The sequence below is a fragment of the Bacteroides sp. MSK.20.12 genome, assembly GCF_019052435.1.
GTDB classification, from domain to species: Bacteria; Bacteroidota; Bacteroidia; order Bacteroidales; family Bacteroidaceae; genus Bacteroides; species Bacteroides xylanisolvens.
Genome location: NZ_JAHQVH010000013.1, coordinates 77,242 through 91,892, shown reverse-complemented (window position 1 = coordinate 91,892; position 14,651 = coordinate 77,242). Strand labels below are relative to the sequence as shown.

13 protein-coding genes are annotated in these 14,651 nt (G+C 36.3%); 6 read left to right on the top strand and 7 right to left on the bottom strand.

Annotation, left to right across the window (positions count from 1 at the left end):
• From KTR06_RS09215 to KTR06_RS09195, 5 genes are read left to right on the top strand one after another with little or no spacing between them, the layout of a single operon-like run.
• The gene (locus KTR06_RS09215; protein WP_217290257.1) at nt 1-399 is read left to right on the top strand and encodes a DndE family protein; all 399 of its coding nucleotides are present in this window, start codon (nt 1-3) and stop codon (nt 397-399) included.
• Complete coding sequence (locus KTR06_RS09210; protein ID WP_217290256.1) at nt 393-2,606, top strand: DEAD/DEAH box helicase family protein; 2,214 nt, start codon at nt 393-395, stop codon at nt 2,604-2,606. The genes KTR06_RS09215 and KTR06_RS09210 overlap by 7 nt, the downstream gene beginning before the upstream one ends.
• 10 nt (nt 2,607-2,616) lie before the next feature.
• Entirely contained in the window at nt 2,617-2,820 is a 204-nt protein-coding gene (locus tag KTR06_RS09205) for a hypothetical protein (protein WP_217290255.1), read from the top strand.
• Nucleotides 2,821-2,832: 12 nt separating this feature from the next.
• Nucleotides 2,833-4,986, top strand: a complete 2,154-nt coding sequence (locus tag KTR06_RS09200; RefSeq protein ID WP_217290254.1) for an AAA family ATPase — start codon at nt 2,833-2,835, stop codon at nt 4,984-4,986.
• A gap of 7 nt (nt 4,987-4,993) precedes the next feature.
• Nucleotides 4,994-5,419 (top strand): hypothetical protein, encoded by a 426-nt coding sequence (locus KTR06_RS09195; RefSeq protein WP_217290253.1) that lies wholly within the window; start codon nt 4,994-4,996, stop codon nt 5,417-5,419.
• 156 nt (nt 5,420-5,575) lie between these two features.
• On the opposite strand, the gene KTR06_RS09190 is transcribed toward KTR06_RS09195, so the two are convergent.
• The 6 genes from KTR06_RS09190 to KTR06_RS09165 all read right to left on the bottom strand — a co-directional run bounded on the left by KTR06_RS09190 (nt 5,576) and on the right by KTR06_RS09165 (nt 11,526).
• Complete coding sequence (locus KTR06_RS09190) at nt 5,576-6,706, bottom strand: ISAs1 family transposase (RefSeq protein WP_217290252.1); 1,131 nt, start codon at nt 6,704-6,706, stop codon at nt 5,576-5,578.
• A gap of 507 nt (nt 6,707-7,213) precedes the next feature.
• Entirely contained in the window at nt 7,214-8,209 is a 996-nt protein-coding gene (locus tag KTR06_RS09185; RefSeq protein ID WP_217290251.1) for a type II toxin-antitoxin system antitoxin SocA domain-containing protein, read from the bottom strand.
• 5 nt (nt 8,210-8,214) lie between these two features.
• Entirely contained in the window at nt 8,215-8,568 is a 354-nt protein-coding gene (locus KTR06_RS09180) for a type II toxin-antitoxin system MqsR family toxin (protein ID WP_032812139.1), read from the bottom strand.
• 259 nt (nt 8,569-8,827) lie between these two features.
• Complete coding sequence (locus KTR06_RS09175) at nt 8,828-9,484, bottom strand: ATP-binding protein (protein WP_254306409.1); 657 nt, start codon at nt 9,482-9,484, stop codon at nt 8,828-8,830.
• Nucleotides 9,484-10,191 (bottom strand): TIGR02757 family protein, encoded by a 708-nt coding sequence (locus KTR06_RS09170; RefSeq protein ID WP_217290250.1) that lies wholly within the window; start codon nt 10,189-10,191, stop codon nt 9,484-9,486. Before KTR06_RS09170 ends, KTR06_RS09175 begins: the two co-directional genes overlap by 1 nt.
• 42 nt (nt 10,192-10,233) lie before the next feature.
• Nucleotides 10,234-11,526 (bottom strand): MATE family efflux transporter, encoded by a 1,293-nt coding sequence (locus KTR06_RS09165; protein ID WP_217290249.1) that lies wholly within the window; start codon nt 11,524-11,526, stop codon nt 10,234-10,236.
• Between the two features lie 439 nt (nt 11,527-11,965).
• On the opposite strand from KTR06_RS09165, the gene KTR06_RS09160 reads away from it, so the two are divergent.
• Nucleotides 11,966-13,279, top strand: coding sequence for an aspartokinase (locus KTR06_RS09160; protein WP_217290248.1), 1,314 nt, complete (start codon nt 11,966-11,968; stop codon nt 13,277-13,279).
• Between the two features lie 13 nt (nt 13,280-13,292).
• Here KTR06_RS09160 and KTR06_RS09155 read toward each other — a convergent pair whose 3' ends face one another.
• A complete protein-coding gene (locus tag KTR06_RS09155; protein ID WP_217290247.1) occupies nt 13,293-14,633 on the bottom strand; it encodes a sigma-54 dependent transcriptional regulator in 1,341 nt (446 codons plus the stop codon).
• Nucleotides 14,634-14,651: the final 18 nt, after the last annotated feature.

Here is a 14,651-nt window from a genome sequence, read left to right as displayed (position 1 = left end):
ATGTTTTCTCAAATTAAGACAAATAGCAAGAATAAAGAAAATGTAGTGGAATTAACGCGTAAGTTTAACTTAGGTGCCGAAAATATAATTGCTCGTATAGCTATCGCATATTCCTTACAGTCAGGTGTAAAATTTTCCCCATTAGATATAACAGATTCTGGTGGGAAAGAATATAGTAAGAATGTGCTATTTGGCAATTATTATTCCATATACATAGCAATGATATGTACTCATTACCAAATTTCCGATAATGATAAAGACATTCCTCGTTACCTAAAGATTCATCTAGATGATGGTTTGGAACGTATTGCACGAGATGTTAAAGATAATCCAAATCTAGTAGGCTATGACTACTTGTTTGATAAAATTCACAAAGGATTGGAGGATATGATATGTTAAATGATGTGATCTTTAAACACAGTTATTCTTCAGGATACGATGAACCTAAAGAATTTTTTACTGAAGCGTTGATTGAAAGTTCTACTTTCGATTTGGGATTAGGATTCTTTTCGTCTAGTGGAATCAGAAGCCTTGCATATGGTTTTGCTCTATTTATAGCCAATGGTGGTAAAATGCGAGTTATTATCAATCACATATTGAGCAAAGAAGATAAAGAAGCTATTAAGAATGGTCAAACTCATTTAGTAAATGAATTTGAGAGTCGCATATTATCCGATATTACACGATTAACAAAAGTGTTATCAAAAACTGACGAACACTTCTTTCATTGCTTATCATATTTAATATCTATTAACAGAATAGAATTTATAGCAACAGTTTCCACAAAAGGAGGACTTGGCCATGATAAATATGGCATTTTCACAGATGAGAAAGGTAATAAAGTCGCATTTATTGGTTCCGCTAATTTTTCTCATTCTGCATTAGAATTAAATGGAGAAACTATAACTGTTTTCTCTTCACCTGCTGATGACAAAAGAATTGATGAATATCAAACTTTATTCAGCGAATCATGGAACAATGACACACCTCATTTGATTCATATACCTATAGATGAAGTAAAAACATACATAGAAGACAAGTTTCCTAAATATTCGGTCGAAGAATTATTACAGAGCGGTCTTGATTTGAGGGAAATAGAAAAGGAAAGCACTTATACAGTATTAAATAAATATCATAAACCATTATCAAAGAGACTACTTGACAAATTAGAATTAAAAGAACAGGAACCTCGGTTTCCATTTCCAGAAGAAAGAACTATTCAAATAGATGCATACAATGCATGGATAGCTAATAATAAAAGTGGCATTTTTGCAATGGCAACTGGTTCTGGTAAAACTGTTACTGCATTAAACTGCCTCCGTAAGCAATACAAAGAAAATGGATTTTATAAAGCAATTATTGTAGTCCCAACACAAGCATTAGCAATTCAGTGGCAACATGAAGCAGAAACATTTAATTTTCAAAACATTGTTTCAACACATACTGATAAAGATTGGAAAAACACTCTAAATAAGTACATAACAAGAAGTTTATTAGATCAAACTAAAAGTATTATAGTGATTACAACTTACGCCACTTTTAATCGCAAGGATATACAGTTTTTTATAAATAAAACAAAAGATATAGAATCATTTATATATATAGCTGACGAAGCGCATAATATAGCTTCTCCAAATTCACTTAAACATCTACCAGAGATGATCAAGTGGCGAATTGGCTTATCAGCAACACCAGAAAGAGTCTATGATAATTGGGGTTCTAATAAACTTTATGAATTCTTCAATTCAACACCTCCCCAATATACCTATCGTTATACGATGAAACAGGCTATTGATGAAGATATTTTATGTCATTACGACTATTATCCTATCTTTGTCGAATTAACTAGTTATGAGATGGAAGAGTATGAAAGAATATCTGCAAAACTTAGGAAATTTATAGATCCAGAAACAAATAAATATAGACCCGAAGCTGAAAAACTACTCTTAAAACGTAAAAGAATAATTCATAAAGCAGAAAATAAAAAGGTAGCAATATCTGAACTTTTAGAAAATTTGAAACAGAAGAAGAAACTTGATTATACTTTTGTTTTTGTCCCAGAAGGATATGAACCTGATTATTCAGAAAATGATTCATATAACATAAAACAGGAGGATATTCATATTATTGATGAATATTCTCAGATGTTCAAGGAGCATGGATATAGTTACCACAAATATATCAGTGGCTTGGATGATGCTCCAAGTATATTAAAAAGTTTTACTAATGGGGATATACAAATCCTTCTTTCTATGAAATGTCTAGATGAAGGTGTAGATATCCCAAGAGCGGAACACGCTATTTTCTGTTCAAGTACAGGTAATCCACGTCAATTTATTCAACGCCGCGGACGCGTTCTACGAAAAAGTAAGGGGAAAGAAAAAGCAAAAATATGGGATTTGATAGTTACTCCACCCAATGCAGCAAATGACTCTACTGGCATCGAACGAAACATTTTTATTAGTGAGGTTAAAAGAATTGTAAATTTTGCCGCACTAGCGGACAACCAAATAGATATACTCTATGGTGAATTAAAAGAGTTTTGTGAGATATTGAAAATCGATTTATTTGCAATGCTTGAAAATGAGAATAATCAATATAAATAAAAAAATAATCATGGCTATTCAAGACGAAATGTACAAAGCGATTGAAAAAGAAATCAATCAAACAATTAATTCAGGAATGGAGAAAGTTACCGTGAACTTTGAAAAAGCAAAAGAAGTAGCAAAAATGCTTACAAATCTTTCTACTGATGCAGGTGAGGCAGACGCTTTAACAAGTCAATACATTGCTAATATAAAAAATATTTGCAACTCTTAATCACGTAAGACTATGATAATCAAAAATATTACTATAGAAAATTTTCAATCCTATTATAAGAGTCAGACTATGAATTTTTCTAATGGTCTTAATCTTGTCATAGGTAATGGTGGTAAAGGTAAATCAAAACTTTTCAATGCATTCTACTGGATATTATTTGGTAAAATTTATATCACAGGAATAGGTTGGTGTAGAACAGACAATCTACCTCAATCTGCAAAATTTACTATGAAACGTCATGAATTTATAAATAAAAGAGCGTTATTTAAAGCAAATGAAAACGAAGAAATCGTAGCATCTGTACAAATAGAGTTAGAAGATGATAAAAGCATAAACTATCTAATAGAACGCTCAGTCAGTGCTATTAGACAAAATTGTGATAATTGGGAAAGTGATGATGCTTGGATTGTTCGACCTAATATGCTAAAAATATCTTTTGATTCTGCCACAGGAACTAAAGTACTTAATGATCTTTATGCAGAAGATAAAATTAACGAATTATTCCCTGATGGCATTCGAAATTACATTTGGTTCCAAGGAGAATCTTTGGAAAGTTTGATTAATTTTAGAAAAAAAGAGACTCTTAAAGATGCAGTAAAACACATATCATACTTTCCATATTATGAAAAACTTTCAGACATTATCAGTAAATCAAAAGTTAAAATTATAAACATCGAAAATCGTAGACTAAAAGAAGTCAATAAGCATAATTCAAACGTAAAAGAGTTATTGTCAAATATTGAAACCCTTAATTGCAAAATTAACCGGGAAGAGGAAAACAAAAAGGAATTAGAAGCCCACATAGATACAGTAAAGATTGCATTAGCTGATGGTGAAACTAAAATATCAGGCCTAGCTAGCTACTCTATGCTAGTGAAGAAATATAAAGATTGTGAAAGTGAAATTACTAGATTATTATCTGAAACTACGAAAATTGATAATTTTCAACGAGAAAAACTTCCCTCATTATGGATACTAAGGGGGATTCAATCTATGGTTCAGAAGTGTAAAGAGATTATAGAAGAACACAAAAAGGAAGAATATACAGTTTCGGAAAAAAAGTATTTGGATAATCCCAGCCGTGCTAAATTAGAAGAAATTTTAAAAGATAAAAAATGCTTTGTTTGCGGAACTGAATTCACAGAAAAAGACGCTCCATATCATTACATTACTGAAAGATTAAAATTACAGGAAGAATATTTAAAAGAAATGGAAGAATATGTCAACAACATGCAATTATCTAAACAGTTTAATATGTTTGTTGGCAAGATTCAAGACTATCCAGACTCCTTGCTCATTTCCCTGTCAAAGATTGATAAGCAGTGGAAAGATAGTGAAGAAGAGCTTGAAAAATACATGGTTCAACGTCGTAAAAAACAGAATGAAAAGTACAAGTTGGACGAACAGATTGAAGAAATCAAAAAGAAACATGGTGTGAATCCAGTAACAGAAGCAGAAACCGCAGATATTATTAATAGCAGAAATCGAGCTAGTAGAACAAATTTAGAATCACTACAACGGAAGCTAGAAGCCATAAAAACGACTCTTGCAAACTATAAAGCAGACTTACGTAATGCAGAACGAGAGCTTGAAAAATTGGGAGTCAAAGACACCTCTATAGCCAAAGTACCTGAAACAGAATGGAAATATATTTCAACTTTTTTGGAAGATATTTGTAAACGTGTTCAAGAGAATGCAAGAAAGGAACTTTTACATAAAATCGAAGAACGCGCTAACACTTTCTATGCTAAATTTACAGAACATGACGATGGGTATAAAGGTAATGTTAAGATTGGAGAAGATTATTCTATAGAATTTGACGCAGGATTAAATACTAGCCACGAAGATCGCAAAAAAATGAGTATTATTAATGCATTACTTTCTTTAAATCAGGAGGCAATGGGAACTTATTATCCCTTTATCAGTGATGCGCCTACGTCAAGCTTTGACCTTGAAACAACCCACAAATATTTACTTGGTATTAAAGATATTTTTGGTCAATCTATAATCCTAACTAAAGATGTAGACTTAGATAGCGATAAATATATTGATCTGCTAAATCAAAGAAATATTTCAAGAATATACAATCTTGAAAGTGAGATATACAGTGGAGATTCAAGTAGAGGCCAACATGAAGTTTCTACAAAGGTACAAGTGTTAAAATAGAGATAGTATGGAAAATATATTTGATATTAAATTTACGTTTGAACAAAACGTTAAGGATAATGTAATCCTTAAATTCTCCAATAAGCAAGGCGGTGCTTATAATGTATTTTCATTCCATTGGCAATGCTTTGCTTGGGCTGCTGTTGTTGGTTTCATACATAATGAACGTAGGCCACTACAATCACCATTAGCAGACCGTCCATTTAGCCTAAATACCATGTGCAATGGTGGCGGTGAAAAGGATGCCGAAGCCTTACTATGTATGTGCATTGCAAAAGCTGGCTCATTGGATATAATGAAAGAACCTACAAAAGCTATTGATATGATTAATGAATATGCAAACGGAGGATTTTACTACATCATGAAGATGATGCAAGACCAATCAATCACAAATGATTTAGAGTGGGTTAAACAAGAAATATTTATGAGATGATTAAAAGACAAGCCCCGATAAAATCCCCATATCACGGCTTTTTCATTTAAGCTTTGAATTGGGCGTACCATTCCCCTACCCATGCCATTGCGGCATGGGCGGGAATGCTGTTATTGATAATCAATGCGTTACGGATATGTCAAATCTGAATTTTTCTCATTTTTGAGCCAGAAAATGCAACACGTTAGTGAAACTTACCGCTAGCTCCCTTATTATCTGCGCCGTCCCCTTTTGCTTATCTGATATTTTTTTCCTTCTGTTCTTCCAAACGGCAATCAGTGCCAGCACCATTTTCTGAATTGTGTCCAGGTTTCTAGCCGCCCGTTCAGCCTTACGCTTTATGCTGTCCTGCCGGAGGTTACGGTCAAGATCCCAGTGCATGCTTTCAATAGCCCAATGCTGTCTGGTTATCTGACTAAGCCGCTCTGCACTGCTATCCAGGCTTGAAATGTACAGTCGCTGTTCGGATGTACTCTTACCATCAGACTTTTTTTCCGTAGCTGTGAGTATTTCTACAACTGTCAAATTGCCATTCCATTTTTCTCTGTCGACAATCAGTTCTTCCCCACGGTATATACGGCATATCCTTGACTCAATCCTGCCGTGTTCCAAGTATGGACCTTTCTTATAGATATCAGTTGGGGTGGCGGTCTTTATAGAATCTTCAAGCCCATAGCGCAAAGATCTTTGATTCGCCTTGAGTTCGATCACGAAGTCCGCTCCTTTATCTCTAATCTTGTCTATTATCACCTTTTGGCATGACATGGCATCTGCGGTGACTACACATCCTGATACCTCTAGTTTGTCCAATAGCCGGGGCACGGATTTGATTTCATTACTTTTCTCTTTGCAAACATCAGTAGCCAAAGTAAAACCCGAACGGAGTGAATATGCAGAGACGATATCAGGATTACGTCCGTTGTCGTACAAGGTACCCCGCATGGCCTTTCCATCAATACAAATGATGTCAGTTGCCGAAGCGGATATTTCCTTGCGGAAAACGTCGGCAAAAGCAGACATGCGATCAGCCATCTTTTCATCGTCTATGCTTTGAAACACACGGCAAAGCGTAGCTTCTGAGGGTAACCCATACGGAAATAACCCTCTCGCCTGTAGGCGTTTCAAGTGACGTTTGCCAAATTGAAGTATTTCAGCTCTGGTAATACACTTACTGAGCCTGCCCAATATTACAAGCATGAGTATATCTTCAAGTTTGTGTTTGAAGTTTCCCCGGCTTGTTCTGCGGTATTCAGGGACTGAGGATACAAATTTTCTCAAATGAGTCATAATGCTGCCACGAAGACAGTCAAGGTGTTTCTTCTTTAATAATATTTACGTAAAAAGTTGTATATCAGTGGGATAAATCGTATTTTTGCTGGCGCAAAAACAAAGGCGGAAGACAATACCAACATCATATTCTATTGAATTCCGCCTATAAAAAAATTAAAAATGAACGATAAGAAGAAACACCTAAAGCGGTGCTTCCGCATCGCTGCGCACGAATATAAGGATTTTTACTGCAATAACAAGCGATGAACAATATTTCTTAAATGAAAAAGCCGTGTCCCCATATAAATTATCGCTATATAAATCGAGGTTCGATTTCTGAGATTTTTTGTATCTTTACCATGTGTTTTTATTTTTAATTCCCCCCGTTTTGGCCGTCAAACCGTTTTTGGGGGGGAATGCTTAAAGATACAAAAAAGGCAACTAACTCGCAATGAATTAGTTGCCTTAAATTTTATCATTTTAGGAATATCCCTTGGAAGATTCCTTTTTTCCTTCGTGTTTACATTACAACTGTCTCAAATCAAACGCATAACTATAATCAATCAAACTATGTTGTTTTTCATTTTGGCGCCACGCTTCCTCAGCATGACTCATTTCTGAAATTTCATTAGCCTTACTCTTCTCAAAATGAGCTAATACACATTGTAAAACCTCTAATTCTTCAGTTGTGAATAAAGACTGTTCAAATTGCTCAACAGTTGTAATTATACTTCCAGAATAACCATTTCCCAAATTTATGATTTCCTTTTTTAATCCGTCCAAGTTCTCATATATAGTACTATAACGTACAGGAACAGGTCCATAACTTATAGCTTGGTATTGTAACCCGCTAATACCTTTACCATATTTCTTATAGGAAAGAAAATCAGAATAAAATAATAATTTATTTAGTTTTGTTTCAAAAACTCCTTGTAATGCAGATGCAAAAAAGACAATAATCTGCTTAACCTTCTCGGGAATGACAGAAGCATACCCATTCATACTTGAACGTAAAGACAAATGGTTGTGAAATATAAATTCATTTATTTTATTCTCAAAACAGGAATTATTTAATAACAGTTCCTTTACCCTTTTTTCAATTTTAAGTATCTCATCATTGGGAAACTGATTTTGAGCAAGTTTCAGAATTTCCAAAAAGAAATGAGGATCTTTCAAAGCTGAAATCATTTTTCCATTAGACACACTAGGCATCTCTCCTTCTTCGTATTTTCTATATTGGTTATCGCCAAAACCTAAAAGTTTAGACATTCGAAGTGCAGATATACCATATAATTCCCGGACCCTTTTTATTTCATCCGGAAATGGTATTGCATATTTCTGACGATACAAATTATAAACTTGATTCATATTCAGTTGATCAAGTTCAGTTGTAGTAAACTCTTCATTTGTATCCTTACATCTATAAAAATGATATACTATCTCAAAATTGTCTTTTCGAAATTCAAATGATTGCTTTTCATGACACAATACAGCGTCACCACCTGTAAACGGACTTTTCATAACTTCTACTTTTTATTTTTGAAAGGATATTCTATTTTTCTCTCAGCCAAATGAAAGGAGACACAGATTGGAGAATTTGTTCCAGTACCTTTACTTATTTTGATATAGACCTCCTTTTTATCTACAGACTTGCCAAACTCCCAAAGTTCTCCCATATAATTCAATTTATCTTCCGTAGGACCTTTATAATAGTCTTCAACTGTCAAAGACATTATTATCTTTTCACGCATAATTGCCGAAATTTCCAAATCAAGCAAAGCTTGCATATTCTTCTTTCTATCTATGCGAAAGATAATCCCGAAAGCCCTAGCCTTATCTTTAAATTCTTTCAAGAATTTATCGACTGTTTCTATATCCATATCTAAAATATCTTTATGCAAAGATATGAATAATGCAGTATAATGCAACAAATATTCAACTTTAAAGTTGAATATTTGTTGCATTAAGGGTTAGAGATTTAAGGAACATTGATATAATAGTACGTTGAGAGTGTCCGAAAGACACCCTGTTACTACTTAACAAGTGATAAAGTAGCTCTTTGTCTATCAACTTTTAATAATGGATTACCCATTAATTTTGTATCGACTCTTCCGAATATAATCGATTATTTATAAAATTTCATTCAAATTCCAAACCTGAATATGTCATTCCCTCTTTAGAGGGGAGCTGTATCTCATCTAAAGAAACAACATATTTCTCATAATTATCCTTTATTGATAGTAAAGGTGAATATTCACGTTCTATTGTTTGTTCCGTTTCCAACATATAAGTGGTCTGAAGATATATAACTCTATCGTCCTTCATCGCAACAAAGTCAACTTCTTTATCACAAATAGCACACACATATACAGAATATCCCGACTGACGAAGCTCCAAATATACTGCATTCTCCAGCAAACACCCCACACCATAAGAAAATCCCGGATAGAGAAAATTCTTAAAAGACAAATCATTCAGATAATACTTACAATTACCGGCTACTACATCTTTCCCTTTTATATTATACCGTTCTGTTCTATATGCTAAAAAAGCCTCTTCTATATAACCTAAATAATTAGATAATGTGTCATAACTTACTCTCCGATTTTTAGACTTAAAGAAATTAATCAGATTTTGGACAGAAAATAAGTTTGATGCATTATTAACCAAATAAATAAAAGTATCATCCAGCAGTTTTACATCACGGACAGGTTTGCGTTTTACGATATCATGCAATAAAACAGTATCTTTCACTGAAGCAACATATTGTTTCTGAGATTCTATCAAGCCATGCATTAAATCTCCCCATTCACCCCTAATCCGAACAAGGCAAAATCGCCCAAACATGGATCATCCGGGAAGACCTCAGCCAATGCTGCCGTTATCTGGCGGGCATTTTTCAGAGAAAAGGTTTCCGCATCCGTCAACTTAAAATAATGGGCTACCCGGCAGACATGTGTATCCAAAGGAACAATTAGTTCTTTACGATCAAAACTCTTCCAAATGCCCAAATCGACCGCCGAGTCCCGACGAATCATCCAACGCAAAAACATATTCAGTTTCTTTTGAGGGCTTTTGGCAGAGACTTCAAGAAATGCACATAGCTTTTCCATCGGTATTCCGGGGTATGTCTTCAAGGCTTCTTCCAGACTTTCAAACTGTGTATAAGCAATGTATAATCGCTGAAAATATCCATAGAAATCAGCATGTGACAGCATCCGATAAAAACTACCGGTTGCTCCCGATGGGAAATCTCTCTCCCACTGACGGGACAGTACATACTGATAAGGCGAATCTCCCATTAGCCCGTGCAATTCGTCCGCTTTCTTCAAGATCTGTTTGCGATTGCCAAAACTCATAATCGCCGTCAGCAAACCGCTGACTTCGATATCCTGTTTCAGCGTATAACGATGGGGAAACTGTACCGGGTCACTTTGTATAAAGTCTGCACGATGATACATCTCCGCACACATCAAAAGTTTATTCTTTATATCTTCAGTCATTTCGAGAAAGTATCAAGTATTGAAAGTACAAAAATACATATTCTAGTTGGATTTCCTCTTTAAGTAAATGATAGATTGCATCCCTAATAAAATAACAAACAAATATTCTGCCGTCATATACACAGTCAGAGAAGCATGAAAACATTCACTTAACAGATACAGATAAATCAAATATACAAGAATGGTGATTAACTGGAAGATAAAGGCGAGCTTCGTCTTTCCTGTACCGGTAACAGCGTTGACATAAACATATCCGGGCAATGCAAAAGCATAATTCAACAGCATAACTATAAAAGGATAGAAAGCTAATCTCATCAGATTATCGTTATTCGTATAAAATCCGACAACCCATTGGTTGCTCCAAAGAGCTATCCCTATCAACGGAAGTCCCACCGCATAGCCCAGCTTAAGAACTTTACGACAAACAGGAAAAAGTTCTTTCCCCACTCCTGCTCCAATCAAATTACTGACCAATGAGCCCGTAGTGGATGCAAAAGAATTGACTATCACAAAAAAGACAGTAGAAACGCTACGGGTTATGTTGGAAATGGCGAGTTCCGTCTTTCCCAGATGTTCGATAGCAACAAAGAACAAAAACCAGGGAGCAACGCTGATGAAAGCGTGAAGCATGCTCCATACAGACAATCGTAATAACTTCATCAACAACTTCCCGTCATAGACAACCTTCAGTCCATATTTCACTTTATCTATCTTCACCCACATATATAATAGGAGTACGATAAAAGCTCCGAACTCTGCCAAAGAAGAAGCCATCGCCGCCCCGGATATACCCAGATTCAGTTTGAATATCAGCAGATAGTTAAAAGGAATATTGATACAGATAGCCATGATAGCTGCCACGGACAATGCTTTGGTCGTTGTTATCCCTACCAGAAAAGACCGGAAAGCTAAAAAAGGAAATGAGAACAACAAGCCGAAGCTACGCCAATCCAGATAATGAATCACTGCCTGATAAATTTCATCCGAAGTTATCAACCGGCGCAGGGTCAAGGGAGAAGCCAAATGGAGCAATAGGCAAAGAATGACTGCCATCCCCGACAGGAAATATACTCCCTGAAAAAATGTACGTCCCGTCTCTTTATAATATTGTTCCCCATTTCTCCGGGCAATCATTACCTGCAGCCCGATGCTGAATCCGAAGCCCAGCATATAAACAGCCAAATAATAGATTCCGGAAAGCGCAGAAGCTCCCAGTTCGACTTCTCCCACGTGCCCCAAGAAAATAGCGTCGGTAATATTGATTAATTGTTCCATCAGAATGCTCATCATCACAGGAAAGTTGATGAGCCATATTTGCTTATATGTATAATTCATTGCTCAACTTAAAAATAGCACGATACGGTATACCACATCATAGCAGCACACAGTTCCGTAAATTTATAATAATGGATATAAAACTCTTTGGCAGACGAGTAGTTGCCTGTCGGATAGCTGAATAGCCCTGTTAGAAATGATGCTATTCGTTGAGCGTAGCTAGATACAGAGTTTCATAAATAGATAAATACTGTTGGTTTATCAATCAATTACGCTACAAAGATAAGAAATCTTATTTTCATATCCCAATGTGGTATGGTATTAGCAGATTACTTATAGTAAAGAGATGTATTAAAAACATTGATTACAACATTAACAGATTGATTTATATAGATATACCATATTCTAAAGCTAAGGAATGATTCTTAAATATCTTTCTCTTTTGAAAAAAGGCATATCATTTTGAAAAGAGTAGTAACCAATAAATAACCAGATAACAATGAAAGTTTGTAAATTCGAGAAAATTAAAGATGAGGATGAAATGAAGCAAGTAATCAATTGTATTCAGAAAGAACATCCTTATGTAGCTGTAGTCCCTATATTGGCACAATTACAGGAGTGGTTACAGGCTATTTCCATCAGTTGGTTTCACGAAGAAGATGAAGTTTCTCATACCACAGTCAATGCCATCGAAGCATATTGCTATACCCTTGCCAATCATCTCATTACAGATTCGCACCTAAATCAAGAAATTAAAAACCGGATTCTGGAATGCATAAAGAAAATACATATACTTGTAGAAGACAAAGCAGATTTACTGATTGATAAAATGATAAAAGCGGAAGTATACGGATTATCCAGCGATTTATTCACTTATTGCTTACGTCAACAGGATCTTCGTGCCCAAACATTAGATACCGGCAAACTTATACAGATCAACCTGGAAAGAAAGCCGGATATCCCATATATTCAGGAATCTATCCAACAATACATTGACGAGAACCGGAATGTAGATATTTTTATCGCCCCACTTTCCATTTGCAGGAATGTGTATGGTGAAATAGACTTCATGAGCGAACAACGCAATGATTACTATGCAACAGTGCTTGCCACCCTATTCAAAGCGGACGAAATGCTGTTATCCACCCCTATCAACCATATCTACGCAAACCGGAATTGTCTGCGAGAACAACATTCACTAACTTACATAGAAGCCGAACAACTGATTAACAGCGGAGTACACCTGCTCTACGCAGATTGTATCACCCTTGCGGCACGCTCTAATATAGTTATCCGCCTAACCGATACACACGATCTGTTAACAGAACGCCTCTATATATCTTCCCATGACACAGGCAACAGTGTCAAAGCCATCCTCTCACAGGATTCGGCTACCTTTGTACGTTTTACCTCATTGAATGTATTGCCCGGATATTTGTTTATGGGTAAGATATTGGAAGTTATCAACAAATATCAAATCAATGTCATCTCAATGGCCTCATCCAATGTATCTATCTCGATGATGCTGACAGCCAGCCGGGACACCCTGCGAATCATTGAAAGGGAACTACACAAATATGCCGAAATGATAATGGACGAAAATATGTCTGTAATACATATCATCGGCTCCCTTCATTGGCAACGCACACAAGTAGAAAGCCATATTATGGATACTATCAAAGATATCCCCGTATCTCTCATTTCTTATGGAGGAAGCGATCATTGTTTCACACTATCTGTGCACAGCACAGATAAAAACAAACTAATCAGTTCGCTATCCAAACAATTTCTCGAAAGCCAGTGCGTGGCCTGATTAAAATGTATATTCAGATTTTATATTCCTCTATCTTCCGATACAACGTAGTAAGTCCGATTTTCAACAAGCGGGCAGCTTCCGTTTTATTCCCTTTCGTATATTCCAACACACGCGCAATATGCCTGCGCTCCATTGCAGCCAGTTCAAAACTACCTGTACTATCGTCCGAACATTCATAATGAGTGTTCTGGATTTCCAAAGGAAGGTCGCAGATATCCAGCCGTCCACCTTCGCAAACAATCAGGCTGCGTTCAATCACGTTTCTCAACTCACGGATATTCCCTTTCCACGGCTGTTGTTCCAGCGCTTCCAAAAAAGCAGGAGTCATCTCATTGACGGCATACGAGAGTTTTTCAGAGAAACTTTTGGCGAAAGCAGTCGCAAGAATCCTGATATCACCGGTACGTTCGCGAAGCGAAGGAAGATGCACCTGAAAAACCGAAAGACGATAAAACAAGTCCTCACGGAAATGCCCGGCTTTGATCTCCTCCTGCAAATTCCGGTTGGTAGCAGCGATGATACGCACATTGACTCTTGTCGGCTTGGTATCACCGATCTTTATATATTCTCCTGTTTCAAGGATACGCAGTAACTTTGCCTGCAATTCGAAAGCCATCTCTCCGATTTCATCCAGAAAGATCGTTCCGTTATTGGCCTCTTCAAAAAGCCCTTTCTTATCTTTCAACGCACCGGTAAACGAACCTGCCTTATGTCCGAACATCTCGCTTTCGAGCAGTTCTTTGCTGAAAGACGAACAGTTGACCGCCACAAAATTCTGTTTGCTCCGCTTGCTGTTATAATGTATAGCCTGCGCAAAGACCTCCTTTCCTGTTCCGGTTTCTCCCGTCAGCAATACGGGAACATCTGTCACAGACACCTTCTGCGCCAAAGACACCGACTCTTTCAGCACTTTTGACTCCCCCAGGATAGAATCGAACGAGTACATTTGCCCGACCTTCTTTTCCAGTTTTTCGAGACGGACATTCATTTTTGCTTTCTCTACGGCACGACCAATGAGAGGGATAATCTTGTTATTATCGTCTCCTTTCGTTATATAATCAAACGCACCGTTTTTAATAGCCTGCACCCCGTCGGGAATATTGCCGTGAGCAGTAAGAAGAATCACTTCCACATTGGGAGCTATTTTTTTGATATTCAAAACCAGATCCACTCCGTTTCCATCAGGAAGAAAAACATCACATAAAGCTACGTCGGGCGATTGAATTTCCAGTTGTTTGATGGCAGTTTTGCAATCACCTGCCTGACACACTTCATAGCCCTCAAGTTCCAGCATACGAGCTAAAAGGCTGCGAATCTGGACTTCATCGTCAATAATAAGAATTTTATTCATACAAATTGTCTACATTAA

Excerpts from the sequence above, each read along its gene's own strand:
- KTR06_RS09185 (WP_217290251.1), bottom strand. The coding sequence starts at position 8,209 with ATGAAAAGTCCGTTTACAGGTGGTGACGCTGTATTGTGTCATGAAAAG.
- KTR06_RS09170 (WP_217290250.1), bottom strand. The coding sequence starts at position 10,191 with ATGACTGAAGATATAAAGAATAAACTTTTGATGTGTGCGGAGATGTAT.
- KTR06_RS09155 (WP_217290247.1), bottom strand. The coding sequence starts at position 14,633 with ATGAATAAAATTCTTATTATTGACGATGAAGTCCAGATTCGCAGCCTT.
- KTR06_RS09200 (WP_217290254.1), top strand. The coding sequence starts at position 2,833 with ATGATAATCAAAAATATTACTATAGAAAATTTTCAATCCTATTATAAG.
- KTR06_RS09210 (WP_217290256.1), top strand. The coding sequence starts at position 393 with ATGTTAAATGATGTGATCTTTAAACACAGTTATTCTTCAGGATACGAT.
- KTR06_RS09175 (WP_254306409.1), bottom strand. The coding sequence starts at position 9,484 with ATGCATGGCTTGATAGAATCTCAGAAACAATATGTTGCTTCAGTGAAA.
- KTR06_RS09195 (WP_217290253.1), top strand. The coding sequence starts at position 4,994 with ATGGAAAATATATTTGATATTAAATTTACGTTTGAACAAAACGTTAAG.
- KTR06_RS09190 (WP_217290252.1), bottom strand. The coding sequence starts at position 6,706 with ATGACTCATTTGAGAAAATTTGTATCCTCAGTCCCTGAATACCGCAGA.
- KTR06_RS09205 (WP_217290255.1), top strand. The coding sequence starts at position 2,617 with ATGGCTATTCAAGACGAAATGTACAAAGCGATTGAAAAAGAAATCAAT.
- KTR06_RS09160 (WP_217290248.1), top strand. The coding sequence starts at position 11,966 with ATGAAAGTTTGTAAATTCGAGAAAATTAAAGATGAGGATGAAATGAAG.
- KTR06_RS09180 (WP_032812139.1), bottom strand. The coding sequence starts at position 8,568 with ATGGATATAGAAACAGTCGATAAATTCTTGAAAGAATTTAAAGATAAG.
- KTR06_RS09215 (WP_217290257.1), top strand. The coding sequence starts at position 1 with ATGTTTTCTCAAATTAAGACAAATAGCAAGAATAAAGAAAATGTAGTG.
- KTR06_RS09165 (WP_217290249.1), bottom strand. The coding sequence starts at position 11,526 with ATGAATTATACATATAAGCAAATATGGCTCATCAACTTTCCTGTGATG.